Source organism: Peribacillus sp. SIMBA_075, from assembly GCF_046534585.1.
Window position 1 is genome coordinate 223381 of the sequence record NZ_JAWRYN010000003.1, and the last position, 24412, is coordinate 247792.

Below are 24412 nucleotides of genomic sequence, written 5' to 3' on the forward strand. Positions count from 1 at the left end.
TGTTCAAGGAGAAAATATAATGAAAATAAGATTTGGATTTGTATCCAACGCAACCTGTTTATGGGAAGCTTCTCCAGCTAAGACACTTACTTTCAAGCGATATAGCACACTTGGCACGGAAAAAGGGATGGAAAAACTGCTGAGTGTGACTAGGCAGAACATTGAAAATACCTTTAGGGTCCTTCAATATAACACGGCCCACCAAATAGAAATATACCGGATGTCCAGTTCAATTGTTCCTTTAGCCACGCATCCCGAAATAGAATGGGATTTCGTCACTCCTTTTAGAAGAGAGTGGAAACAGCTTGGAGATTGGGTTTCTGAACATAAGATGAGGATTAGCTTCCATCCCAATCAGTTTACGCTGTTTACCAGCCCTAAACCCGAGATTACACAAAATGCCGTAAAAGATATGGAGTTCCATTATAAAATGCTTGATGCAATGGCCATTGCAGACTCTTCTTTTATCAATATCCATGTCGGCGGAGCCTATGGTGACAAAGATTCCGCCATAGTAAGGGTTCATGACAATCTTAAATCGCTTCCTATCCACGTCAAGGAAAGAATGACCTTGGAGAATGATGATAAAACCTATACAGCATCAGAAACCCTGAGTGTATGTAAGAAGGAAGGCATTCCACTTGTCTTTGATTACCACCACCATCTCGCAAACCTTTCAACTGAGCCTCTTAACGAGCTGCTCACCGAGGTGTTCACCACTTGGAGTCAGGCAGGGGCGGTACCAAAGATTCATATTTCATCCCCGAAATCGGCAGGTGAATTTCGCTCGCATGCTGATTATATCGATTTGGAATTCATCATGCCCCTTTTTAAAGTGCTTAAGGGACATGGACAAGACGTGGATTTCATGATTGAAGCCAAGATGAAGGACCGGGCGATGTTGCAGCTGATTGATGATATAGCTAAGGTACGTGGTGTAAAAAGGGTAAGCGGCGGTGCCATCGAGTGTTAATCAAATTAAAAAAAGCGTCTGTTTCGTTAGAAACAGACGCTTTTTCCTTTACATTTTTTCCGGCGCCGAAACCCCGATTATAGCTAATGCATTCTTTAAAGTAATTTGGACGGATTTGACCAGTCCTAGACGTGCCTTACTTCTTTCCATCTTTTCAACATCCAAAACCTTATCGGCATTGTAAAAACTGTGGAATGTAGAAGCCAAGTCGAATATATAATTCGTCATGCGGTGAGGCATACGTTTTTCGGCAGCTTCCGCTATTGCCTGCGGGAACTCACCTAATTTCTTCAGAAGCTCCACTTCTTTTTCAGTAGAAAGGGCCGAGAAATCAGTGACCCCTTCATAGCTGATCCCTTGTTCCACACCTTGGCGTAAAATGCTGGAAATACGGGCGTGAGCATATTGCGCATAATAAACCGGATTATCATTGGATTGTGATACCGCAAGATCCAAATCGAAGTCCATATGAGTATCCGCACTTCTCATTGCAAAGAAATAACGTGTTGCATCCAGACCCACTTCATCAATAAGATCACGCATCGTGACGGCTTTACCGGTACGCTTACTCATCTTCATTTTCTCGCCGTCTTTATACAGGTGAACAAGCTGGATGATTTCTACTTCAAGCTGCTCGCGTTTGTATCCTAATGCTTCAATCGCTGCCTTCATACGCGGTATATAGCCATGGTGGTCCGCACCCCAGATATTGATCAACGTTTCAAAGCCGCGCTCCAGTTTATTACGGTGATAGGCAATATCCGGTGTCAGATATGTGTAGGACCCATCCTGTTTAATAAGCACGCGGTCTTTATCATCGCCTAATTCTGTAGAGCGGAACCATGTAGCCTCATCTTCCTCGTAGACATGGCCTCTTTCCCTTAACACTTTGAGTGCTTCATCAATCTTACCGTCTTGATATAGGGAAGTTTCGGAATACCATACATCAAATCCGACACGGAAATTCCCCAAGTCTGTTTTCAGTTTTTCCATTTCATATTTCAAGCCGTACTCTCGGAAAAATTCAAAACGCTCTTTTTCATCGGCATTTACAAATTTATCACCATATTCACTGGCAAGCGTTTTACCGATGCCAATGATATCTTCGCCATGATAACCACCCTCAGGCATATCCTTTTCGAGACCAAGTGCTTGGAAATAGCGTGCTTCGATGGAAAAGGCCAAATTATTGATTTGGTTTCCTGCATCATTGATGTAATATTCACGTGAAACATCATAACCTGCTTTAGACAGGATATTACATAACGTATCACCCACTGCTGCACCGCGGGCATGGCCGAGATGAAGATCACCGGTCGGATTCGCTGAAACGAACTCCACTTGGATTTTTTCGCCTTTTCCAAAGTCACTTTCCCCATATGCTCCATCCACTTTCAAAATGACTGGAATCAATTCTGTCAAATAAGAATTATTCATGTAGAAGTTTATGAATCCTGGACCAGCAATTTCAATTTTTTCGATGGATGCTTTTGAATTGTCAAAGTTTTCGATGATTGCTTCCGCTATCATTTTTGGTGCTTTCTTTGCAATCTTCGTTAATTGCATGGCCATATTCGTGGAATAATCTCCGTGTGTTTTATCTCTTGGAAGTTCCAATACAACGTTTGGAATCTGCTCTTCCGTTGCTAAACCAGCTTTAATGACTGCCGCTTTAATTTCTTCTTTCAGTTTTTCCTGTACCTCTTTTACTATATTCATGTGCTATGCTTCCTCCTTATAGGAAATCGTCATCTCATATTGACCGGGTTCGCTTCCCTGCATATGTAACGTATATTTAAGGACAAGTTTCCCTTGTTTGGACTGCTCATCCCATTGATGATGAATTTTTTTCGCGGTCGTCCGTAACCCTAACCTGCCGTATATACTTTCATAATGTCCATTTGTCGCTTCCTGCAAGCGGAAAAGCTGCCTCATTTTAATGGCACCATTTCTAAGCAGGATCGTTTCATCCGTTTTGTGCTTGATGGTCGTTTGTGTTTGACCAGCTTCATTTTCCTCTTTATATTGCAAATATAAGTCTGAACCTTTATACATTTTTGTACCAAAAGTGACTAGCTCATACGTTTCCGTTTCTGAGCCGTGCTTGATTTTTGTCTGTAAAGTCACTTTAATAGTATGCTTATCTATATCATGAAGAGTCAAAGCTACACTTCCTTCATCATGTCGTTCTTAACTTTATAAGTATAAATATTCTTCAAGGAAGTTTCAACTTGAGCGGGAAAATAAAGTGTAAATCCAATAAAGTGAGGATAAACTTGCGAAATCATATTGTAGCAATTCATTTGATTTTAACGCAAGAATGACTCATTGGGGCGGAATTATTAAAAAAGAGTCCATCAGGTGTAAAATTCTTTTCCGGATTGGATGAAAAAAAGACCATCCCCGCTAAAAAACAGGAACAGTCAAGTCTTCCATCCATTAACCTTTTTGTACCCAACCTAAAAGCATTTCGCGAATCAGCTTGCTCGCCGTGTTCGCCGTTTGCTCGGATGGATCATAAATCGGTGCCACTTCAACTAAATCGCAGCCGACTACATTAATTTCAGAACGGGCTATCTCATGAATCGAAGCTAAAAGCTCTTTTGAAGTGATGCCCCCACAATCTACGGTGCCTGTTCCTGGCGCATGTGCAGGATCTAGAACATCGATGTCGATCGTCACATATACAGGACGACCTGCCAACTGCGGCAGTACTTCTTTCAGAGGTTCAAGAACTTCAAATTTAGAGATGTGCATGCCGTTTTCTTTTGCCCATTGGAATTCTTCCTTCAAACCGGAACGAATGCCGAAAGAGTATACATTTTTCGGACCGATAAGTTCCGCAGATTTACGGATGATGGATGCATGGGAAAGCGGCTCGCCCTCATAGTCCTCACGTAAGTCTGTATGGGCATCCATATGGATGATGGCCATATCGGGATACTTTTTGTACATGGCTTTAATGACAGGCCATGTGACAAGGTGTTCCCCTCCCATCCCCATTGGGAACTTACCTGCATCCAACACGCTGTCGACAAATTTTTCAATCATATCGATGCTGCGCTGCGGATTACCGAATGGTAATGGAATATCCCCTGCATCAAAGAATTTAACTTCCTCTAATTCACGATCTAAATACGGGCTGTACTCTTCCAAACCAATCGAAACTTCACGAATCCGGGTAGGGCCAAAGCGAGAGCCCGGACGGAAACTTACCGTCCAGTCCATCGGCATACCGTATAGCACAGCTTCAGATTCCTCAAAAACGGGATGGCTTTTAATGAATACATTGCCTGAATAGGCTTCATCGAATTTCATTGTCATGCCCCCCTTATTTCACTAAGTCTTGAACGAATTTAGGCAGGACGAAAGCTGCTTTATGAAGTTCTTTTGTATAATATTTCGTTTCGATTTCATGGAAACGGTCTTCTGTCACTTCTAATGGATTATATTTTTTTGATCCGATGGTGAACGCCCAAAGGCCGCTTGGATACGTCGGGATATTCGCTAAATAAAGGCTAGTGATTGGGAATATTTCTTTCACATCACGTTGTACATCACGAATTAAGTCTGCCTTAAACCAAGGATTATCTGATTGTGCCACAAAAATCCCATCTTCTTTCAAAGCTTTGGAAATCCCGGCATAAAAACCTTTAGTGAATAAATTGACAGCAGGTCCAACAGGTTCAGTCGAGTCGACCATGATCACGTCATATTCATTTTCACTTTTGGCGATGTGCATGAAGCCATCCCCCACTTGTACGTCTACACGCGGATCTTCAAGCATGCCTGCTATTTCAGGCAAGAATATCTTTGAGTATTCGATAACTTTCCCATCGATATCAACCAATGTAGCTTTTTTTACGCTTGGGTGTTTAAGGATTTCACGGATAACTCCTCCGTCCCCTCCTCCTACAACCAAAACGTTTTCTGGATTAGGATGAGTAAATAAAGGAACATGGGCTACCATCTCATGGTAAACGAATTCATCGCGCTGTGAAGTCATTACCATGTCATCCAACAATAGCATATTGCCCCACTCTTCCGTTTCAATCATATCCAGCTTTTGAAACTCAGTTTGCTCCGTATGTAAAGTACGATTCACTTTCATCGTAATACCAAAATTCTCTGTTTGTTTTTCAGTAAACCAAATGCTCATTTATTAACGCTCCTTTTCCATTTCATATTGTCAGTCACCTAATAGGTTCCCCAAAATCGTTATAGTCATTAGCTAGAAAAATTATAGACGAATCTAGCAGAATTGCAAGATAAATTTCATAAATGCAGTTCTTATGTTTAAAAATTTCTTTTTTTTCCATAATAGTAATAGATAATAGATTCTTTTCTGATAAGAGAGGTGAAAGCAATGGAATTGATTCCAAGCGAACGATTCAAAAGGACAACTAAATATGTTCGGGCCTTCATTATCCTTGCCACAATCGGGCTCACGATACTCTTTGTATTGCTTCTCTCTTTACTGATTTATGCAAAAATATTAGGTCCGCCTCCTTTGGTCGTGCCGCAGTCCACTCTTTACTATAGTGATAATGGAAATGTGATCGGCGAAACCGATAATGGCCAGAAACGTTATTGGGCCGGGCTGGGTTCGATTTCACCACAGCTCATCAAAGCGACTGTCGCTGTTGAGGACCGTCAATTTTACACTCATAATGGATTTGATATAAAACGGATCGGCGGTGCCATCCTTGCGGATATTAAGGCAATGTCCAAAGTCCAGGGCGCAAGCACCATTACCCAGCAGTATGCCAGGAACCTGTTTCTTGGCCATGACAAAACGTGGTCGCGTAAATTTAATGAAGCCTTTTATACGGTACGTTTAGAAATGAATTACTCAAAAAAGGATATTCTAGAAGGTTATTTAAATACGATTTACTATGGCCATGGTGCATATGGGGCCCAAGCTGCAAGTCAATATTACTTTGGCAAGGATGCCAAGGATTTGACCCTTCCTGAAGCGAGCATGCTGGCAGGAATACCAAAAGGGCCGTCAAATTATTCTCCATTGGATAATTTTGAAAAAGCGAAATCAAGGCAGAGAGTTGTCCTTCAAGCAATGAAAAACAAAAACTACATTTCAGAGCAAAATATCGCAGAAGCGTTGCGAACATCCCTTGCATTAAAGGGTGAGCACGGAACGGTTACAAATAAAACCGCTCCCTATTTCCAGGATGCAGTCAAGCAGGCTTTAAAATCACAGCTTCATTTAGATGACCGGATGATCGAGCTGGGCGGGCTTAAGGTCTATACTACACTGGATGAAACCCAGCAGGATGCTGCCGAAAAAGTTCTCTCCAATATCATACCCAAGTCTTCAGGGATCCAAGCCTCGATAGTGGCAATGGATCCGGACACCGGGGAGGTCCGTGCACTGGTCGGCGGTAAAGATTACGCGGAGTCGCCATTCAACCGAGCTACACAGGCCGTTCGCCAGCCCGGTTCCACCATTAAGCCATTGCTATACTATTCAGCGTTGGAGAACGGTTTCACACCGTCTACCACCTTAAAAAGCGAGACCACTACATTTTCTTTCGATGATGGTCACTCATCTTACACACCGCATAATTACAACCATCAATATGCGGAAGGCGAAATCACGATGGCCCAGGCCATAGCTCTTTCCGATAATATCTTCGCCGTAAAAACGCACTTGTTCCTTGGGGAACAGACATTGGTCGATACGGCGCATCGTTTCGGCATCACAGCGAAAATGGATGCAGTTCCGTCCTTGGCACTCGGTACGTCAGGTGTAAGGGCGATTGAAATGGTGAACGCATACAGCATTCTGGCTAACGGTGGCAAGAAAGTTGAACCCGTGTTTATCAAAAAGGTTGAAAATCAAAAAGGTGAAGTGATTTTTGATGAAAATAAGAAACCAGAACAGATTTTGGATGAGGATAAGGCATTTGTCATGACTCAAATGCTTACAGGGGTTTTCGATGAAACCTTAAATGGCTATACGAAAGTGACTGGCAGCACCATCAACTCCCAGCTGACCCGCCCATATGCCGGTAAATCAGGTTCCACCCCGACGGATAGTTGGATGATCGGTTACACACCAGAGCTTGTAGCTGGAGTATGGACTGGGTATGATCAAGGGAAAAAGATCGAGATCCCCGCTGAAAAAAGCTATGCTAAGAAAATCTGGGCTTCCTATATGGAAAAGGGCCTACAGGGGAAACCGGCAAAATCGTTTAAGGAAACGAAAAACGTAATCGGGGTAAACGTGAATCCCGCAAGCGGAAAATTGGCAACAAAGGATTGTCCTGTCTCAAGACTGACTTATTATGTTAAAGGAACTGAACCTGTCGAATACTGTGCCGAGCACTTTAAGGGTAAGGGTCCGAAACATGCCCCAAAAGAAGAAGAGCAAAAAAAGTCCCCGTGGTATAAAAAAGTCTTAAAACCATGGGGATAACGAAAAACCCCGAAGCCGGTAGCGGCTTCGGGGTTTTTCTGTCCTAGTTCCACAGTGTCTAAACTGCTGTCTTTAAGTTTACTGATTTTATCCGTTTCCTACAAGTGCATTTTTCACTAAACTTAACATTTCATCCATTAAATCAAATTCAAACCGTCAATGACTCCTTGAGCTTTGCTGAAGAGCGCTCCCACATTCCTGCATCATGGTTTTTCAGGAAGTCTGCAAGTATACGTTTTGATTTATCGTCCATGTCCTCGACGATGATATGCCGTTTAAGCGATTTATCCATCCGGTTAACATGCTCCGGAAGGGATTTGTAACCGCGCCTAATTGACCGGTCGACCATCATTTCACACGCTGTCACACCTGCATAGTGCGGACCATTTTGGGTGGCTTCAATGGTCACCCAAACAAGCCAGTACGGTTTGGCATTCGGGACCTCCTCTTTAGTCTTTAAAAACTTAATCCCTTTTTCCACTGCACTCCTTGCATGCATCGCGCCGATATCGACCTCGGCTTCACCTGCATCCACATCGATGATGACCGGAGAGATATTATCGAGCGTCAAAACCCCTGCTCCATATCCGCCATGACCTTCTGTAGGGTCGTTTTTTATAATATTGAAGCCTACCTTTTTCTTTGGTTGTTCTTCCATGTTTGTATCCCCCTTTATCGTTTGTCATTCCATATAATTTAAAAAAGCAAAAGTGTAAAGAACTGATTCAAGGCGCCGCCTACAAATGGCACAACATTGTTCAAAATCGGGCTAATCGTATACCGGCTTAGCGGTGTGATGATCAGAATCAAAAAAATCAGGGAGCCATATTGTTCATACTGGGTCATTTTTGCCCGCAAATCAGCTGAAACAAGATCCTGTACGATCCTATAACCATCGAGCGGCGGCAGCGGTATCAGATTAAATACAAACAAAAGGATATTTAAGTTGATGAGCATCTCGAAGAATGGCTGAATGAAAAACGGTAAATCAGGTCCAACGCCTGCCGCCAGTAACCCGTAAAAAATTAAATACCCTAAAATTGCAACAAGCAAATTACTGAACGGGCCGGCAAAAGAGACGAGCACTCCTGCCAATTTTGGATTCTTGAAATGAAAACGATTAACCGGTACAGGCCTAGCCCAACCAAATCCAGCTATTAATATCAACAATGTTCCGATCGGATCCAAATGAGAAATCGGATTCAATGTGACTCTTCCTTCATTTTTAGCTGTCGGATCACCGAACTTATAGGCTACATAAGCATGTGAAAATTCATGAACCGTAAATGCGATCAACAGTGACACAATGACATATGGAAGGTCTTCCAACCTATAAGCTAAAAATCTTTCTATTTGGTCCAATAGCTTCTCCCCCAATATTTATTACCGTTAGTATACATCAAAAGAGCAAGAAGTGAAAAAACTCTGACTTCCACATCTTGCAATTACTTTTCCATTGTGAAACACTACAAGATAAGAGAGGAAGGGGGGAATGAGAGATGCCATATGTAACAGTCAAAATGCTTGAAGGCCGTACAGACGAACAAAAAAAGGCTTTAGTCGAAAAGGTGACGGCAGCCGTTACGGAAACAACTGGAGCACCAGCTGAAGCCGTGACGATTTTCATTGAAGAAATGTCAAAAAATCATTTAGCAGTAGCCGGTGTCCGTAAAAGCGATCAATAAGATTTACATAATGGTAAAAGCTAAGCCATCAATTCGGCTTAGCTTTTGTTTTTAACTGCTCAATATATTCATATGCCCCATCAATTTCTTCAAGCGTATATTTTTGTTTGCTTTTCAGCGTGAAAATTTTCTCGGTGACTTCCTCTTTTTCTAGCGTGTCAAAGTATAACACCGTTGAAACCAGCTCCAAAAACCGGGCATTCTGTTCGTTCATATCGAGTAAGCATCCCTCAAGTGCCGGCATCTCCACTTCCTGTATGGATAGGAAATCCTGGCCGGCATCCGTTATCGAATAACAATATTGATAATAGCCTGCTTTTTTTTCCCTTACTTCATTCAAATAACCCATTTCGCAGAGCTCTTCAATCCGTAAGGTCAACTCCTCCGAATACGGTCCATAAAAGTGAAACTGAAACTTTTCATGAAATGGGAAGGACAGCTTCTTCGCAATATAAACGATTTTTTGTAATTTTTTTCGACCCGAGATTTCACCGGCAGTAGAAATTGCATTGATAATGTTTGCATGATCCTTAAACAAGGCTCGTCACTCCTCACCAAAAATGTACCACTTTAATCCGATAGCTCCAAAAGCTTACGAATTTGTTTTTTTATATTTTTCTTCGTAGATTCATCACGCAATAAATCTGCTGGATAGTACAACTTATGATCCGTTCTTCTTTTCCCTGAAATTGCATCGACAATTTCGGATTCACGTGATAATTCACGAATTTCGCCGTTATTTTTCAGCAAGTGAATCGGCAGCCTCTCCTCTTCCTCACCTGGCCGGTAAAAATCATACGGCAGATCTGATGAAGAATCGACGACAAGATAATAATCCGGATCGATGCCTGCCTTCTTGAATAGCGTCCTTAATTCCATCAATCTGTTCATTTGACTGTTCGACGGATGGAACTCCACATATTTAAATAGTTTACGGTTAACGAAGCGAGTGCATAAATCTTTTAAAATCGCATCGTTTTCCTCTTCCCATGCTTCGAAATAATAGAGCATCACCGATTCATCCATTTTCAAATAGTCCGTTAAAGTCACTTCTCCCTTGAACAATGAATAAAAATGGTTCGGTTCTTGGGCAAACTCATAACCGGATTCATATAAATGTTTCGCTCTATGTAGGATCTTGGTAAGTATGACCTCCGCACTTCTCGTAACTGGATGGAAATAAACCTGCCAATACATTTGGTAGCGACTCATGATATAATCCTCAACCGCATGCATCCCGCTTTGTTTGATGACGGCATGTTCTTCCCTTGGCCTCATTACACGCAAAAGCCTTTCCATATCGAAATGTCCATAACTCACGCCAGTGAAGTAGGCATCACGCTGTAAATAATCCATTCTATCAGCATCGATCTGACTTGAAATCAGGCTGACTACTAATTTGCCTTTATAGGTTTTCGCAATGACTTCTGCCACTTTTTTAGGAAAATCACGCCCAACTCTAAGGAGGATCTTATTCACTTCCGTATCGCCGAGGATTATCTGCTGCGTGAATTGCTCATGATCCAGGTCAAACACCTTTTCAAAAGAATGAGAGAAAGGACCATGACCTAAATCATGCAGAAGGGCTGCGCACAAGGATAGTAACCGTTCCTCAGGTTTCCATTCCGGTCTTCCCTCAAAAACATCATCCACGATTCTCCGGACAATCTCATATACTCCAAGCGAATGGCTAAGCCGGCTATGTTCCGCACCATGAAAGGTTAAATAAGTCGTTCCCAGCTGTTTGATCCTTCGAAGCCGCTGGAATTCCTTCGTCCCTATTAAATCCCATATAACCCGGTCACGAACATGTATATATCGGTGCACAGGGTCCTTGAATACTTTTTCTTCTTGTAATTTTTCGGCGGAATATTCCATGAACTACCCTCTTTTTCATAATCTCGATGCACACATTATAGCGTGTTTTGACAAAAAAACCTAACTTCCACCTTGCTAGTAAGAGGGGTCATTTTGTAAGAAAACGGAAGTTTCAGTCTGGTTTTGTTTCGAAAATAAGGAAATAAAAAATCACCGCAGTGTGTTGAATCTGGGTGATGATTACTTGTTCCATTTATCAAAAGCAAATAATCCACTCTACCTATATATCATGGATCCTACTTTAGTTTTTTATTGATTTTATCTAGTAACTCGTCTTCTGTCGGTGCAGCAACTGGACGGTTATTGACAAAGGCAAAAGACTTCTTTCTGCCAGGACCGCAATAGGATTGACAGCCCACTTCGATTTTCGCGTCGGGATCAAGCTTTTCAAGACGGGGGATTAATGTTTTAACGTTTACCGCCAAGCAGTCATCGCACACTCTGAATTCATTGGACATCCTCCGGTCACCATCCTTTCCATGACAAACTATGTTTCATTCCATTTATATAACTAAAGGGTATTTTACCGTTTCTACTTATGAATATCAAGAGGGCTGAATGATGTGAAAAAGAAGGGGCCGCCGCTAGCAAATGATGTAATTCATCAAAAAACTAGTATCCTTTTAACCTTTTTGTATAAAAAATCCAGATTTTGTCCAAAATGCTAGTAGAGCACTCCATTAATCCTGCTACACGATATTTTATATAGTTGTTTATTTTAAAAGTTACCAGAAAGGGAGTATGTAGAAATGAAGGTTCGTCAAGATGCCTGGACAGAAGAAGATGATTTGCTTTTGGCAGAAACGGTATTGCGCCATGTGCGGGAAGGCAGCACTCAGCTGAATGCTTTTGAAGAGGTAGGGGATAAGTTGAATCGCACCTCTGCCGCATGCGGATTCCGCTGGAATGCTGTTGTCCGCCATAATTATGACAAAGCGCTATCCCTTGCCAAGAAACAGCGTAAGCAGCGGCAAAGGATTCTTGGAAAAGATCAAGGAGGGAAAAAACGGCTTCTTTATACTCCGCCGTCCCCTACGATTTCTGACATAATGGTACCTCATGAACAAGAAGTGGAACTAGAGTTGGAATCCGAAGTCGATACTACCAATTATGAAGCAGCAGAAGAATTCGTTGTGGCTGAAGCACTCCCCCCTAAACCACAGCACACTCCTGTGACTTTGGAAAAGGCCATGAACCTTGATACCGTCATCGCCTATTTGGAATCTATGAACGGCCGTATGCTTCAAGCCGAAGTATTAAAAACCGAAAATGAAAGATTGAAGCTTGAAATCAAAGGGCTGAAAAAGCGAAACGAAGATTTGGAGAATAAAATCAGCCACCTTGAACAAAACAGCGGCTTGATGCAGGAAGATTATGAAACTTTGATGAATATCATGAATCGGGCAAGGAAGCTGGTCTTGTTAGAGGAAGAGGAACGTCCGGCAACTAAGTTCAAGATGGACCGGAATGGCAATTTGGAAAAAATGGCTGAGTAATAAGATAATGTGGGGTTCAGTTACATAGATCAACCACATGCTAATGGCCGAATCACCAAAGTTCATCCGAAAGAAGGAGCCTAAACAAGGCTCTTTTTTTCATGGTTCCAAGAAAAAGGAATAAAATCGTCTAAAAACGCTCGTTGATTATATCTCTGCTACCTATCATACATTCCCCTTCACAGTTTCAGTGAATGCTAAAGTCGTATTAAATGCAAAAAGCCGTTCCTGACTTACTGGAACGGCTTTTTGCAAATCAAACATTTAATGAATCGAATACCTTATCGTTTCGTTCTACCACTCTTTTCAAATATGCCTCATACAACGGCCATTCTTCAACAGAAAGAGTGTCAGAGAATATCCTTCCGCTATGTGCCTTCAATACATGAAGGAATCTGAGCATCACGTCCTGAACGCTCAATTGCACCCCCAACAATTCTGAAAGGGACGCCATTACCGAAGGGTCGATATCAGGATAGGCGAATTTCGTTTCTGCATTTCCTTTAGCTGCATCATAAAAACCCTTCACGAGACTTGCACGTTCAGCCCCGCTTCCATTGACACACAAATAGATTTGAACAGCTACGCCATTGCGAATCCTGCGTTGGGATATACCGGCAAACTTTTGCCCATTTATACTTAAATCATAACTTCCAGGACAATATGAGCCGACGATTTCCCTTGCCTCCATATTGACTTGGAAATCGGAAAACATCAATTGGACAAGCTCCCACATTGCATCATATCCACGATTGATTTCAATTTTCTGATCGTTTTCAGGAAAGATGAGCGAAAAGTTAAGGACCCCTTCATCCAACACGACTGCGAGCCCTCCAGAATTCCGTACGATGGCCTGATAATCCTGCTCTTCTAAATGTTCCAAACCCTTTTTAAGAAAAGGCAGCTTCGTATCCTGTATACCCATTACGATGGTTTGATGGTGTACCCACGCTCTGGCCACTGCCGCTGATTTACCTGAACCTACGGAAGTGCAAAATGTATCATCCATTGCAAAGGACTCCAGAGCAGGAAACTGAGGTCCAACGGAAGATTGATCAATAACCCGCCACTCTTGCTGCATTAATAATGAATCTGTTTCACTCATATGAATCTCCCTCTACATTTAATCCTCATGCTGCCTATTGATACTGCGCCACAAACCCTTGTACCGCTGTAATGACAGCCAGTTTATATACATCCTCTTCACTGCATCCCCTCGAAAGGTCATTTACAGGACGGTTCAGCCCCTGAAGGATCGGACCGACCGCTTCGAAGCCACCCAAGCGCTGTACCATCTTATAGCTAATATTCCCTGCTTCGAGACTTGGGAAAATAAAAACATTCGCATCCCCCTGAATAAGAGAATCCGGTGCTTTCTTTCTTGCCACCGAAGGAACGAATGCCGCGTCAAACTGAAATTCCCCATCCAGAATGATTTGGGCATCCATTTCTTTTGCTAATTCGACAGCATCTGCGACTTTTAGGGTCTCGGGGGATATTGCCGACCCTTTCGTAGAAAAGCTCAGCATCGCCACACGCGGTTCGATATCGAACATTAGTGCAGTCTTCGCACTTTCTATAGCAATTTCAGCCAGGTCCTGAGAATTAGGGTTTATATTAATCGCACAATCCGCGAACACATATTTTTCTTCGTTCCGGACCATGATGAATACGCCCGATGTTTTATTGACGCCTGGCTTTGTTTTGATGATCTTTAGGGCAGGACGTACCGTATCGGCAGTCGAATGCGTTGCACCACTCACCATTCCATGTGCCAGTTTCATTTGGACGAGCATGGTTCCAAAATAGTTCTCATCCTTTAAGATTTCCCGTGCTTGTACATCAGTAGCTTTACCGTCACGGACCTTCACGAACGCTTCAACCATTTCATCCATCATGATATAATTCTTCGGATCATATATTTCGATTGCATCAAGGGAGATTTTTAAATCTTTCGCCTTCTCTTGAATCAACCCGATATCCCCGATCAATACTGGTGTCACTAGTTTCGCTTTGGCAAGCCTGCCTGCCGCTCCCAAAATCCGTTCATCCAATCCTTCTGGAAAAACGATCTTTAAATTATGCCCCATAACTTTCGATTCCAATATTTCAAATAAATCACTCACTGGCTCATCCTCCTTTTCAGATACGTTTCCCCTGTTTTCCCTATATTTAACCATTCGGTAAACTTCTAGTCGTCTTCTTTTAAGAATACTCTAGCAGCCAGGTAAATTCCAGCCACTTTGGTCCCTCCCAATCCGCAAATTTGAAAATTGTTTGAACACCGAAAAACAGTGATGGTGTTTGCGGGTTGATATAAATTTCCTTATACTGAAACTATGGTATATTTAAAGTTATTAAAAGACTTAGGAGTGAATCGAAATGAGTGAAGCAGCACAAACACTGGACGGCTGGTATTGTTTACATGATTTCCGTTTGATCGACTGGACTTCTTGGAAAACGTTATCAAGTGACGAACGCCAATTAGCTATTTCAGAATTCCAAGGTTTACTGGATAAATGGAATATGACACAAAGTGACAATGAAGGCAGCCATGCCCTATATTCCATCGTTGGTCAGAAAGCGGACTTCATGCTTATGTTTGCCCGCCCGACCATGGAAGAATTGAATGCAATTGAAAACGAATTCAACAAAACGAAGCTAGCCGAATATACAATTCCCGCTTATTCATACGTTTCCGTCGTGGAATTAAGCAATTACTTAGCAGGTGGAGATGGTGAGGACCCTTATCAGAACCCTCATGTTCGTTCTAGACTTTATCCGATACTTCCAAAAGCGAAACATGTATGCTTCTATCCGATGGACAAGCGTCGTGATGGAGATGACAACTGGTATATGCTTTCCATGGAAGAACGCAAAGGCTTAATGCGTTCACACGGCTTGATTGGCCGCAGTTATGCCGGCAAAGTAAAACAGATCATTTCCGGTTCTGTCGGTTTTGACGATTATGAATGGGGCGTTACACTATTCGCAGATGATGTCCTTCAATTTAAAAAATTGATCTATGAAATGCGTTTTGATGAAGTGAGTGCACGTTACGCTGCATTTGGTTCTTTCTTTGTAGGCAATATCCTGCCGGAAGAAAACGTTACTTCTTTCTTATACGTATAAGGCGATGGGCTTCCGGTTTCCGGAAGCCTTTTTTCTTTTTGCGTTCCCTCCCTTTTATTTTTCCCCGGCTATGGAATAAATCCAATGCACATCCCATACATTTTCAATAGTGATGAATTTATTTTTTTTACAGTCCATTCAGCATCAGGAAAATTGACCAAGGCAATTCCTGACTCCAGCGAGGTGAAGGAACGTTACTTCTATTCATTAGCCGACAAGAGGATATGACCTGAATCATGAACGCAACCGTTAAGTATCACTTAAAATTCATTGTGGTTTTTTAAGCCACCCGGGGATTGTCCAGAAGAGCCGTAAACAAATACAATACTACCGGTCGCTATAAATCGCACTGTTTCTCCCAGTCCACATTCTCGGATTGTCCAAATTCCACAAAATCCAATAAACCTTTTAGGAGGGAATGCAATGTCACAAAATAACCCTTATGGTAATTACCCGTACGGTGGAAGCCCCTATTACCCCTATGAAAACAATGAGTTTGACCAGCGGCAGCAGCAGGCTCCTTACCAGCAACAAGCATACCAACAGCCATCATACCAGCCACAACTGCCCACTAAGGCAGGTACTCCACAACAAGTGCCCATGCCGATGAATCCAGCCACTTCCGGACCACAGGTGCCTGGCATGCTTCCAGTCGAAGCATCGTACATCGAGAACATATTGCGTTTGAATAAAGGGAAATTAGTCACTGTTTATACCACGTTTGAAAACAACAAGGAATGGAATGCAAAGATCTTCAAAGGAATCATCGAGGCTGCAGGGCGCGATCATTTGATCATTAGCGACCCTCAAACAGGAAAACGATACTTAATCCCGATGGTATACTTAGATTATATAACCTTCGATGAAGAAATCGAATATGAGTATCCATTTGGAGGCGCTGGGCTTGCCACCTATTCGCCAAGGTGAAGAAAATTCTATAAAGAAGAGCCTCAGAATCTATTTGATTCTGAGGCTCTTCTTTATTGGGATGACCTTTTTTCCAAAATGGAATCTTAAAAGGCTGACCTAAGAAGGTCAGCTGCCTTCATTACAAGTATTTATATGCAGCAATGGCCATTAGGACCCAAGCAACCAAGAATGAGACACCGCCAAGTGGAGTGATGGCCCCCAGGACTTTGATTTGCGTAACGCTTAAAACGAATAGGCTTCCGGAAAACAGGATGATTCCTATTAGCATAAGCCAGCCGGACCAGTTGATTAGCGGACTTGAAATCTTCCCAGCCAATAAACCGAGCACTAATAAACCCACAGCATGGAACATTTGATATTGAACTGCCGTTTTCCATATTTCCAAATATTTATCAGGAATCTTCCCTTCCAGTCCATGTGCACCGAATGCACCTAGTGCTACAGCAATAAACGCATTCAATGCACCTAAAATGATGAACAGTTTCACTATTATTTCGCCTTCCCTTCCCTAATTTAAAAATCGAACAAGGACTCCCCATTTGCCTCATCCATTTTAACCGGTTCTACATTCGATGTAGCCGACATAACGGGTTGGGTCAATGTGATTGGGTTAGGGTTTGGAATGCTGATGTTCCCAGCTTTTTCATCTACCATTACCTCGCAAAGGGATTTAATGGCGATTACATACCCCTGTACCTTATCCTCTGAATTTACCTGTTTCGCTTTCAAAACAAGCTCTTCGATTTTATTTAACATTTGTCTTGATGAAATATCCAACTTTACCACCTCGTCAATATACAGGTCAAAACTTTCATAACTAGCATAGCAAAAATCAGAGAAGAAAACACCTTGCATATTCCCTACTTTTTAATTGGCTTGGATTGAAATTTCAAGCATGGCTGTCCTGAAGAACGAAAGACATCAAGGGAGGGCAGATTTGGTGTTTTGAATTGAAAAGCACGGCAGCCCTTCGGAAAATTGGGATCCCAAGTTATATAGAAATGACTGCACGCCATACAATTAACCCGTTCCGTTTTCTCGCCCCAATCATCGCTTCGAGATTTTCCAATCAATTGGGGATTCCCCCATTTCCATCAGCAATTGATTTGTTTTGGAAAAAGGTTTGCTGCCAAAGAAACCACGTGAGGCCGACAATGGACTCGGATGGACGGACTTAATGATTTTATGACGGGTTTCATCAATCAAGGGGATTTTAGTTTGGGCAGGTTTCCCCCACAAGATGAATACAACGGGTTTCGGACGGTCATTCAATAGGCGAATAACTTGATTCGTAAAGGTTTCCCACCCTTTTCCGCGGTGTGAGTGAGCCTCTCCCTCGCGGACAGTCAAGATGGTATTCAATAGTAGCACTCCCTTGTCCGCCCATTCAACAAGGTAACCATTATCAGGAACTTCATGTCCTAGATCAGTGTGTAACTCTTTAAAGATATTTCTTAAAGAAGGTGGGATGCGAACCTCCGGCTTAACTGAAAAACTAAGGCCATGTGCTTGATCCGGGCCATGATAAGGGTCCTGTCCAAGGATGACAACCTTTACGTCTTTATAAGAAGTATAGTGAAACGCATTGAAAATATCATCCTTATCCGGGTGAATGACTTGCTGACTGTACTCCTGCTTTATAAATCCACTTAGCTCCTTGTAATATGTTTTTTTGAATTCCTCTTCCAATAGAGGCCACCAATCATTTGTTAATAATTGATTTTCCATTTGCCACAGCCCCTCTCCACTTTTTGAAACTATATTATATCAAACTTAATCGCCTTACCTTTTTCCATAGATTACGATTTATGTTTCTATATACCCCTAAAGTGGGAAATTAGATAGTTAGCAATCAATTTATTCATGTTGGAGGATTCCCTATGAAAAAATGGTACAAAAGAAAACGATTTTATCTGCTTGTCAGCATTGTGATCGTCATTACAGCCGTAATCAACTATAACAGCTACAAGCCTCTCCCTGATGGCATTTCTTATGAAGGGAAGGTTCATCATGTCGAGGATATTGATTTCATTTATGACCTTTCCTATCACGATGAGCAAGGGAATCTGCAACATGAGCAGCGAATTTTCCAAACCATATATCAAGCCATAGAAGACGCAGATTCTTTTGTCGTAATCGATATGTTTTTGTTTAATGCTTTTTATGATGAAAAGATAAACTTTCCAAAGTTAACCGAGAATCTGAAGGATAAACTGGTTGAACAGAAGAAAAAGAAACCTGACCTCCAGGTTATATTCATTACTGATGAAGTGAATACTTCCTATAATGCCTACCAGTTAGAGGCATTGGAAACGATGAAGAAAAATGGCATTGAGGTCATCGTTACCAACTTAGACCGGCTTCGGGATCCGAATCCTCTCTATTCAGGTGTATATCGGACCTTTTTCCAATGGTTCGGTGAAAGCGGGAAAGGATGGATTGTGAATCCAATGGCTAAAAGCGCACCAAAGGTCACCTTACGTTCTTATCTAAGACTGATGAACATTAAAGCCAATCACAGAAAAGTGGTCGCTACCGAAAAAACGGCCATCATTTCATCAGCCAATCCTCATGACGCGAGTGGATTCCATTCCAATATTGCATTTCAGATGGATGGGAATATCATCGGCGACTTTGTTAAAGCAGAAGAAGCCACTTCGAAATTTTCGGGTGGCCCAAAGTCATTTCCTGAATTAAAAGGGATATCTGCAGATAAAGGACCAATATCGGTACAATTGCTAACGGAAGGAAAAATCAATAAACATGTCCTTAAGGCAATAAAGGATGCACAAAAAGGCGACAAGATCCATCTTGCCATGTTCTACATTGCCGATCGCGATGTTGTCGAGGCATTAACCGATGCAGCTAAACGGGGTGTGAAGATTCAAATGATATTGGATCCGAATCAAAACGCTTTCGGAAGTGAGAAAATCGGTCTTCCTAATCTTCCAGTTGCCGCTGAATTCGAAAAACTGGGGGATGAAAACATTTCGATCCGCTGGTACAAAACAGAGAAAGAACAGTTCCATACAAAGTTGATGATGATCCAAAAGGCTAATGAAACGATTATTCTTGGAGGATCGGCTAATTATACCTCCCGCAATCTGGATGACTACAATCTTGAAGCAAATGTTGAAATCCACGCTCCAAATGATGCGGACGTTTCTTATGATGTCGATAACTATTTTCAAAGACTTTGGACAAATCAAAATGGAACATACACGGTAGATTACAGTGAATATCAAAAGAAACTACCTGTCTTCAAATACTTGACCTACCGTATACAAAAGGTTTTCCGCTTCACCACTTATTAAATATATTTCGATATAAAATGTTTATACATGCCCAATTAAGGTTATATACTACTATAACCAATCAGCAACTATGATAAAGCAAGATTCCATTTACCCATATCCAAGAGAATCTTACATTGAAATTCAAGGAGGAGTTTATATGTATCAAGTACATGTAGTAGAAAACGGTTTACAAGCAAAGGAAAAAATCGATGAATTAACTACATCAGGATATACGAAGGACGATGTATATTTGTTTGCCCATGATAAAACCCGTTCGAAGCACCTTACCGAGAATACAAACACAGAAGATGTAGGCATGAAGGAACAAGGCTTCCTTGATACCGTTGGAAATCTCTTTAAATCACGTGGAGACGAACTTCGTAATCGAATGAGCAACCTTGGTCTTAGCGATATGGAAGCAGAACGTTACGAGGAAGTGCTTGACGAAGGCAAAGTCGTCATCGTTGCTTCCAAACAAGATAATAAAGACGGTGTTACACACTAATACCCGATAACCACTACCCTATATGATTCATAAAAAGCGAGGCACCCTACCGGCAGCCTCGCTTTTTATATTCATTATCCCAGGATACTTTGGTATGTGGCCTTTGCATGGACCATATCCTTAGTTCCGTGAATCAACGCCCGGCCATCCTCGAAAATGACAATACGTTTCCCCTCTTTTTCACAAGAGAGAAGAAATGGATTGAATTGCACCAAATAACCACTGCCGTTCAGATCTTTGGCTAATTTCTCGAGTTGCAGTTTCAAAGGTTTTGGCGGTCTGACCTGTACAGTATCCCTACCGCAAAGAACCGCAGTTTTCGTTGCGTTTTCCATAGTTAAAAAGGGATATGTCCTCTGATCTCCGCAAGAGAGACAATCTTTCTTTCTCGCTTTTGTTAATTTTACGGTTTGGTATTGATTCCTCCACAGATCAAAAGTAACAAGTGCAGGTCGAACCGATTCCCAATCTTCAACGAGGATTTTCAAAGCTTCAGCAGTTTGGTGTGCCACTACCATCGTTACAGCTGGTGATATGATTCCTCCTGTGTCACAGGTCATTCCTTGAATGGGGATAGCTTTAAGTAAACAGTGCAAACATGGCGTCTGTCCTGGAAGGATGGTCAAAGTCATGCCCACACTCCCCACACATGCCCCATAAATCCATGGTATCTGTAACTTTTGTGACAGATCATTAATAATCATCCGTGTCTCAAAATTATCGGTTGCATCCAATATCAAATCAACATCACCAAGCAGCTGTTCAAGGTTCTGGGCGGTCGCGTCCATAATGATGGCATTGACTTCGACTTCATGATTGATATCAAATAGATGGCGCTTTGCCGCTTCTGCTTTTGGCAGTTTCTCCTCGACATCCCGTTCCGTATACATTTGTTGACGCTGTAAATTACTGGTTTCGACATAATCCCTGTCGACAATGGTAAGCTTCCCTACTCCCGCACGAGTAAGGGCCTCTGCGTTAGCAGACCCCAATGCCCCCGCCCCTAGAAGTAAGACATGCTTCTTCAAAATTCTCGATTGGCCCCCTTCACCAATGGGGGAAAATAAAGTCTGTCTTGAATATCGCTCTTGCACTATGAACCCTCCCATCCGATTTGCTCAGCCTCCACTGACAGGTGGAATGAAAGCCACTGTATCTCCATCAGATAGAATCGTGTCATCGTCAGCAAATTCTTCATTGACCGCTGTCATCACGGTTTCAAGACCTTCCAATTGAAATTCCACCCTCATTTTGCCTTTAAGCTGGGCCACACTCATTCCATTTCCTTCTATAGAAAGAGTCTCTTTGCCTAACTCATCTTTCAATTGGGCAAATAAAAGTACATTAATCATTGATATCCACCTCTTCCGGTTTCCCTTTTGGATATGGAACTGTTTCCAACTGATTTCCGACCCATGTCTCCCCATCTTCCCAATGTTCCTTTTTCCATATAGGGACAATTTCTTTTATTCTTTCAATCGCATACCTGTTTGCCTCATATGCATCATTTCGATGTGGCGTACTAACGGCAATAACGACTGCGATATCCGTGATTTCAAGTTTTCCAACACGATGGGTGATTGCCGTTTCTGAATCTGGCCACCGCTCCTTAATTTCAGAACCGATTTGCTCTAATTTCTTAATGGCCATCGGTTCATATGCTTCGTAGATTAAGAAAAGAGTCTTTTTTCCTTTCGTCATTTCCCTCACTGTACCAATAAAGGTCGTGACGGCACCTGCATTCCGCTCTACTACTTTATCAATCACTTCCTGGATGACAATCGGCTCTTTTGAAATTTTATAATTCATGTCTACCATCCTTTATATATAATTCAGTTTGATCAATATACCCTGCCTCTTTATAATCTTCCCTCGTATTCATATTGAAAAAAAGGTGTTGAAGATGTTCAGGATTCTCGTGATATAACTTAAAGTCGGTTTCCTTCATGATTTTCACCGAAATTTTTTCCAAAAATAGACCCATTTTCAACTCGCGTTTTAATAAGCACTCCGTCAGTACAGGAAGACACCTTTTATGATAAACAGCAAAAAGCGGCTGGATCCTGCCATTTATTTCCGGAATGACAGCATCGAATTCAGGTTCATAATAGGAAATGATATCATTTATGGCAGCCGCATTCACAAAGGGCATATCACAGGCCGTAAGGAATTGAAGCTCCGTTTTCGCAGCGGTCATCCCTGCATGCAATCCGCCAAGAGGTCCTTGATCCTTATGTATATCCGGTATTAACGGAAATTGCAGAAAACGATAATCTTCAAAAGTATTGGTAATGACCAGAATGTTTTCTGACACCTTTTTCAATTCGGCTGCCACTCTTGAAATGTTCGTAACGCCGCCTATGGTCAACAGAGCTTTATTCACTCCCATGCGACTTGATTTCCCACCAGCTAAAAGTAACATAGTCCATTCCAAACGAATCACCTCCCTATTTTGGGTTTAATCCCGCACCCAACGGTAAAGCTATAATACATGCATCCCCTAATGAAGCGTCCCTATATTTAAATATTTTAAATCAATTTTGAAAATAATGACACTTTCACATCTTTGCTTATATATCAAAAGTTTGGACAAAGCATATTTCCAAGGAGCAGACTAGGCCTTTCCATTTCCTTATTAAAGGACTCATATAGGGTGACAACTAAGTTTTACATAAAAGAAATTTTGGTATATTCTAAAAATAGGATACCTGGTATGCTGATAATATCGATATCTAATTCTCCTGAGGAGGTCACATAATGACTATGAAAAGAGCTATGACAGTTGCCGGATCGGATTCGAGCGGCGGAGCGGGTCTTCAAGCAGATTTAAAGACATTTCAAGAATTCGGCGTTTACGGTATGTCCGCTTTAACGACAATCGTGACGATGGATCCTAAGAATGGGTGGTCCCATAATGTATTCCCTACACCGGTTGAGGTTTTGGAAGCCCAAATCGAAACGATTTTATCAATCGGCATTGATGCCATGAAAACGGGAATGCTTGGATCAGTGGAAATCATTGAACTTGTTGCCCGTAAAATAGATGAGTTGAAACTGGACAAGGTCGTAATCGATCCAGTTATGGTATGTAAAGGTGAAGATGAAGTGCTACACCCTGAAACAGCTGTAGCTTTGCGTGAACTTCTTGTTCCACGTGCAACAGTAGTTACGCCAAACCTGTTCGAGGCTGCCCAGTTAGCTGGGACAGCACCTATCAAGACGATCGATGATATGAAGGGTGCAGCTGAAAAAATTCATGCACTTGGTGCTAAATATGTCTTGATCAAAGGCGGTAATAAGCTGGGGAATGACAAAGCCATCGACCTTCTATATGATGGAAAAGAATTTGAGATCCTTGAATCCGAGAAAATTGAAACAACCAACACACATGGTGCCGGCTGTTCATCTTCAGCAGCTATTGCAGCTCAATTGGCTGAAGGGAAAAGCCCTCGTGAGGCTATCCACATTTCGAAGGACTTCATTACCGAAGCGGTTCGCCATTCTTGGAAGATGAATGACTATGTAGGACCTGTCAACCATGGTGCATACCATAAATATGGAATTGCTGAAAACACCCAAAAATAACATCAAGTTTAGTGGCCGCTCAAATTCATCGAGCGGCCTTTTTCGCTTTTTTTGTTTTTATTTAGTAAACTAGAAAGAAGGAAAAGCTTATCTAGCCGCCCAGTTAAGGAGGAAATTATAGAATGAAACCTATAGACCGTACAGAGGTGCAAAATGCTATTGATACTTTCGCCGGACAAGATGTATATCTTCACCTTGAAACGACAAATGGTGCCTATGCCACTCATGTAGATGAAGCTTTCTTTTCGGCAGGTGCTTATATTCGTAATGCATTAATACAGTATGAACACGGGAAGATAGTTGGGGATGGACCCTACCGCATCGGCTTAAAGCTCAATATTGGCTGGGTATATGCAGAAGGCGTTAACCACTTCGAAATGGATGAACAAGGTAGGTTGCTGTTGGCAGGACTTGATTTTTCCGGGAAGCTCGCTGTCTCCATGCAGCTCAGCCCTACTCCCTTTGAATGAGTACAACTTGCTTGATATTTTAAAAT

28 protein-coding genes are annotated in these 24412 nt (G+C 42.0%); 10 read left to right on the forward strand and 18 right to left on the reverse strand.

Annotated features, from left to right (window positions below):
* The first annotated feature begins 19 nt into the window (after positions 1–19).
* A complete protein-coding gene (gene uvsE / locus SB775_RS04380; RefSeq protein WP_410860631.1) occupies positions 20–973 on the forward strand; it encodes a UV DNA damage repair endonuclease UvsE in 954 nt (317 codons plus the stop codon).
* A gap of 48 nt (positions 974–1021) precedes the next feature.
* Here the strand turns inward: uvsE and argS are convergent, their stop codons facing one another.
* From argS to speE, 4 genes are all read right to left on the reverse strand, one after another.
* Positions 1022–2692, reverse strand: a complete 1671-nt coding sequence (gene argS, locus SB775_RS04385; RefSeq protein WP_410860632.1) for an arginine--tRNA ligase — start codon at positions 2690–2692, stop codon at positions 1022–1024.
* 3 nt (positions 2693–2695) lie between these two features.
* Positions 2696–3136 (reverse strand): YwiB family protein, encoded by a 441-nt coding sequence (locus SB775_RS04390; protein ID WP_061465763.1) that lies wholly within the window; start codon positions 3134–3136, stop codon positions 2696–2698.
* A gap of 276 nt (positions 3137–3412) precedes the next feature.
* On the reverse strand, positions 3413–4291 hold the full coding sequence (gene speB / locus SB775_RS04395) for an agmatinase (protein WP_061465765.1): 879 nt from the start codon (positions 4289–4291) through the stop codon (positions 3413–3415).
* Positions 4292–4304: 13 nt separating this feature from the next.
* On the reverse strand, positions 4305–5132 hold the full coding sequence (gene speE, locus SB775_RS04400; RefSeq protein WP_061465766.1) for a spermidine synthase: 828 nt from the start codon (positions 5130–5132) through the stop codon (positions 4305–4307).
* A 207-nt stretch (positions 5133–5339) separates the two neighbouring features.
* Here speE and SB775_RS04405 point away from each other — a divergent pair, with 207 nt between their 5' ends.
* Positions 5340–7409, forward strand: coding sequence for a transglycosylase domain-containing protein (locus tag SB775_RS04405; protein WP_410860633.1), 2070 nt, complete (start codon positions 5340–5342; stop codon positions 7407–7409).
* Between the two features lie 148 nt (positions 7410–7557).
* Here SB775_RS04405 and SB775_RS04410 read toward each other — a convergent pair whose 3' ends face one another.
* Positions 7558–8067 (reverse strand): YwhD family protein, encoded by a 510-nt coding sequence (locus SB775_RS04410; protein ID WP_089362042.1) that lies wholly within the window; start codon positions 8065–8067, stop codon positions 7558–7560.
* A gap of 38 nt (positions 8068–8105) precedes the next feature.
* Positions 8106–8762: a site-2 protease family protein gene (locus tag SB775_RS04415; protein WP_410860691.1), complete on the reverse strand. Its 657-nt coding sequence runs from the start codon at positions 8760–8762 to the stop codon at positions 8106–8108.
* A 146-nt stretch (positions 8763–8908) separates the two neighbouring features.
* On the opposite strand from SB775_RS04415, the gene SB775_RS04420 reads away from it, so the two are divergent.
* The gene (locus tag SB775_RS04420) at positions 8909–9094 is read left to right on the forward strand and encodes a 2-hydroxymuconate tautomerase (protein ID WP_061465772.1); all 186 of its coding nucleotides are present in this window, start codon (positions 8909–8911) and stop codon (positions 9092–9094) included.
* 28 nt (positions 9095–9122) lie between these two features.
* Here the strand turns inward: SB775_RS04420 and SB775_RS04425 are convergent, their stop codons facing one another.
* From SB775_RS04425 to SB775_RS04435, 3 genes are all read right to left on the reverse strand, one after another.
* Positions 9123–9632 carry a YwgA family protein gene (locus tag SB775_RS04425; protein WP_061465774.1) on the reverse strand — a complete coding sequence of 170 codons (510 nt, stop codon included), beginning with the start codon at positions 9630–9632 and terminating at the stop codon, positions 9123–9125.
* Positions 9633–9664: 32 nt separating this feature from the next.
* The gene (locus SB775_RS04430; protein WP_410860634.1) at positions 9665–10972 is read right to left on the reverse strand and encodes an HD domain-containing protein; all 1308 of its coding nucleotides are present in this window, start codon (positions 10970–10972) and stop codon (positions 9665–9667) included.
* A 236-nt stretch (positions 10973–11208) separates the two neighbouring features.
* Positions 11209–11430 carry a YuzB family protein gene (locus SB775_RS04435; RefSeq protein WP_192207286.1) on the reverse strand — a complete coding sequence of 74 codons (222 nt, stop codon included), beginning with the start codon at positions 11428–11430 and terminating at the stop codon, positions 11209–11211.
* A 291-nt stretch (positions 11431–11721) separates the two neighbouring features.
* On the opposite strand from SB775_RS04435, the gene SB775_RS04440 reads away from it, so the two are divergent.
* A complete protein-coding gene (locus SB775_RS04440; RefSeq protein ID WP_061465778.1) occupies positions 11722–12468 on the forward strand; it encodes an RsfA family transcriptional regulator in 747 nt (248 codons plus the stop codon).
* A gap of 256 nt (positions 12469–12724) precedes the next feature.
* Here the strand turns inward: SB775_RS04440 and lipL are convergent, their stop codons facing one another.
* Positions 12725–13573, reverse strand: a complete 849-nt coding sequence (gene lipL / locus SB775_RS04445) for an octanoyl-[GcvH]:protein N-octanoyltransferase (protein ID WP_410860636.1) — start codon at positions 13571–13573, stop codon at positions 12725–12727.
* Positions 13574–13607: 34 nt separating this feature from the next.
* A complete protein-coding gene (gene pta / locus SB775_RS04450; RefSeq protein ID WP_089362112.1) occupies positions 13608–14594 on the reverse strand; it encodes a phosphate acetyltransferase in 987 nt (328 codons plus the stop codon).
* A gap of 256 nt (positions 14595–14850) precedes the next feature.
* On the opposite strand from pta, the gene hemQ reads away from it, so the two are divergent.
* A complete protein-coding gene (gene hemQ, locus SB775_RS04455) occupies positions 14851–15600 on the forward strand; it encodes a hydrogen peroxide-dependent heme synthase (RefSeq protein ID WP_061465782.1) in 750 nt (249 codons plus the stop codon).
* A 423-nt stretch (positions 15601–16023) separates the two neighbouring features.
* Entirely contained in the window at positions 16024–16527 is a 504-nt protein-coding gene (gene gerQ / locus SB775_RS04460) for a spore coat protein GerQ (RefSeq protein ID WP_410860638.1), read from the forward strand.
* A 121-nt stretch (positions 16528–16648) separates the two neighbouring features.
* Here gerQ and SB775_RS04465 read toward each other — a convergent pair whose 3' ends face one another.
* The 3 genes from SB775_RS04465 to SB775_RS04475 form a co-directional block, all read right to left on the reverse strand.
* Positions 16649–17017, reverse strand: coding sequence for a DUF423 domain-containing protein (locus tag SB775_RS04465; RefSeq protein ID WP_061466320.1), 369 nt, complete (start codon positions 17015–17017; stop codon positions 16649–16651).
* 26 nt (positions 17018–17043) lie between these two features.
* Entirely contained in the window at positions 17044–17307 is a 264-nt protein-coding gene (locus SB775_RS04470) for a YwdI family protein (RefSeq protein ID WP_089362046.1), read from the reverse strand.
* Positions 17308–17577: 270 nt separating this feature from the next.
* The gene (locus SB775_RS04475) at positions 17578–18258 is read right to left on the reverse strand and encodes a uracil-DNA glycosylase (RefSeq protein WP_410860639.1); all 681 of its coding nucleotides are present in this window, start codon (positions 18256–18258) and stop codon (positions 17578–17580) included.
* A 152-nt stretch (positions 18259–18410) separates the two neighbouring features.
* Between SB775_RS04475 and SB775_RS04480 the strand changes: the two genes are divergently transcribed.
* Positions 18411–19844 (forward strand): phospholipase D family protein, encoded by a 1434-nt coding sequence (locus tag SB775_RS04480; RefSeq protein WP_318681442.1) that lies wholly within the window; start codon positions 18411–18413, stop codon positions 19842–19844.
* Between the two features lie 139 nt (positions 19845–19983).
* On the forward strand, positions 19984–20331 hold the full coding sequence (locus tag SB775_RS04485) for a YflT domain-containing protein (RefSeq protein WP_061465792.1): 348 nt from the start codon (positions 19984–19986) through the stop codon (positions 20329–20331).
* Between the two features lie 74 nt (positions 20332–20405).
* Here the strand turns inward: SB775_RS04485 and SB775_RS04490 are convergent, their stop codons facing one another.
* Genes SB775_RS04490 through mobA form a run of 4 tightly spaced genes read right to left on the reverse strand, consistent with a single transcriptional unit; the run spans position 20406 to position 22765 of the window.
* The gene (locus tag SB775_RS04490) at positions 20406–21425 is read right to left on the reverse strand and encodes a MoeB/ThiF family adenylyltransferase (RefSeq protein ID WP_410860640.1); all 1020 of its coding nucleotides are present in this window, start codon (positions 21423–21425) and stop codon (positions 20406–20408) included.
* 24 nt (positions 21426–21449) lie between these two features.
* Entirely contained in the window at positions 21450–21683 is a 234-nt protein-coding gene (gene moaD, locus SB775_RS04495; protein ID WP_061465797.1) for a molybdopterin converting factor subunit 1, read from the reverse strand.
* Complete coding sequence (locus SB775_RS04500) at positions 21676–22140, reverse strand: molybdenum cofactor biosynthesis protein MoaE (RefSeq protein WP_061465799.1); 465 nt, start codon at positions 22138–22140, stop codon at positions 21676–21678. Before SB775_RS04500 ends, moaD begins: the two co-directional genes overlap by 8 nt.
* Positions 22130–22765 (reverse strand): molybdenum cofactor guanylyltransferase, encoded by a 636-nt coding sequence (mobA, locus tag SB775_RS04505; RefSeq protein ID WP_410860641.1) that lies wholly within the window; start codon positions 22763–22765, stop codon positions 22130–22132. The genes SB775_RS04500 and mobA overlap by 11 nt, the downstream gene beginning before the upstream one ends.
* A gap of 323 nt (positions 22766–23088) precedes the next feature.
* On the opposite strand from mobA, the gene pdxK reads away from it, so the two are divergent.
* Together pdxK and SB775_RS04515 are read left to right on the forward strand one after the other, a co-directional pair.
* On the forward strand, positions 23089–23916 hold the full coding sequence (gene pdxK / locus SB775_RS04510) for a pyridoxine/pyridoxal/pyridoxamine kinase (protein WP_176431819.1): 828 nt from the start codon (positions 23089–23091) through the stop codon (positions 23914–23916).
* Positions 23917–24038: 122 nt separating this feature from the next.
* On the forward strand, positions 24039–24386 hold the full coding sequence (locus SB775_RS04515; protein WP_061465802.1) for a YojF family protein: 348 nt from the start codon (positions 24039–24041) through the stop codon (positions 24384–24386).
* Positions 24387–24412: the final 26 nt, after the last annotated feature.

Bases quoted from the DNA above. Each gene is read 5' to 3' on its own strand.
- uvsE (WP_410860631.1), top strand. From the start codon at position 20: ATGAAAATAAGATTTGGATTTGTATCCAACGCAACCTGTTTATGGGAA.
- argS (WP_410860632.1), bottom strand. From the start codon at position 2,692: ATGAATATAGTAAAAGAGGTACAGGAAAAACTGAAAGAAGAAATTAAA.
- speB (WP_061465765.1), bottom strand. From the start codon at position 4,291: ATGAAATTCGATGAAGCCTATTCAGGCAATGTATTCATTAAAAGCCAT.
- speE (WP_061465766.1), bottom strand. From the start codon at position 5,132: ATGAGCATTTGGTTTACTGAAAAACAAACAGAGAATTTTGGTATTACG.
- SB775_RS04405 (WP_410860633.1), top strand. From the start codon at position 5,340: ATGGAATTGATTCCAAGCGAACGATTCAAAAGGACAACTAAATATGTT.
- SB775_RS04410 (WP_089362042.1), bottom strand. From the start codon at position 8,067: ATGGAAGAACAACCAAAGAAAAAGGTAGGCTTCAATATTATAAAAAAC.
- SB775_RS04420 (WP_061465772.1), top strand. From the start codon at position 8,909: ATGCCATATGTAACAGTCAAAATGCTTGAAGGCCGTACAGACGAACAA.
- SB775_RS04430 (WP_410860634.1), bottom strand. From the start codon at position 10,972: ATGGAATATTCCGCCGAAAAATTACAAGAAGAAAAAGTATTCAAGGAC.
- SB775_RS04435 (WP_192207286.1), bottom strand. From the start codon at position 11,430: ATGTCCAATGAATTCAGAGTGTGCGATGACTGCTTGGCGGTAAACGTT.
- SB775_RS04440 (WP_061465778.1), top strand. From the start codon at position 11,722: ATGAAGGTTCGTCAAGATGCCTGGACAGAAGAAGATGATTTGCTTTTG.
- lipL (WP_410860636.1), bottom strand. From the start codon at position 13,573: ATGAGTGAAACAGATTCATTATTAATGCAGCAAGAGTGGCGGGTTATT.
- hemQ (WP_061465782.1), top strand. From the start codon at position 14,851: ATGAGTGAAGCAGCACAAACACTGGACGGCTGGTATTGTTTACATGAT.
- gerQ (WP_410860638.1), top strand. From the start codon at position 16,024: ATGTCACAAAATAACCCTTATGGTAATTACCCGTACGGTGGAAGCCCC.
- SB775_RS04475 (WP_410860639.1), bottom strand. From the start codon at position 18,258: ATGGAAAATCAATTATTAACAAATGATTGGTGGCCTCTATTGGAAGAG.
- SB775_RS04480 (WP_318681442.1), top strand. From the start codon at position 18,411: ATGAAAAAATGGTACAAAAGAAAACGATTTTATCTGCTTGTCAGCATT.
- SB775_RS04485 (WP_061465792.1), top strand. From the start codon at position 19,984: ATGTATCAAGTACATGTAGTAGAAAACGGTTTACAAGCAAAGGAAAAA.
- moaD (WP_061465797.1), bottom strand. From the start codon at position 21,683: ATGATTAATGTACTTTTATTTGCCCAATTGAAAGATGAGTTAGGCAAA.
- SB775_RS04500 (WP_061465799.1), bottom strand. From the start codon at position 22,140: ATGAATTATAAAATTTCAAAAGAGCCGATTGTCATCCAGGAAGTGATT.
- pdxK (WP_176431819.1), top strand. From the start codon at position 23,089: ATGACTATGAAAAGAGCTATGACAGTTGCCGGATCGGATTCGAGCGGC.
- SB775_RS04515 (WP_061465802.1), top strand. From the start codon at position 24,039: ATGAAACCTATAGACCGTACAGAGGTGCAAAATGCTATTGATACTTTC.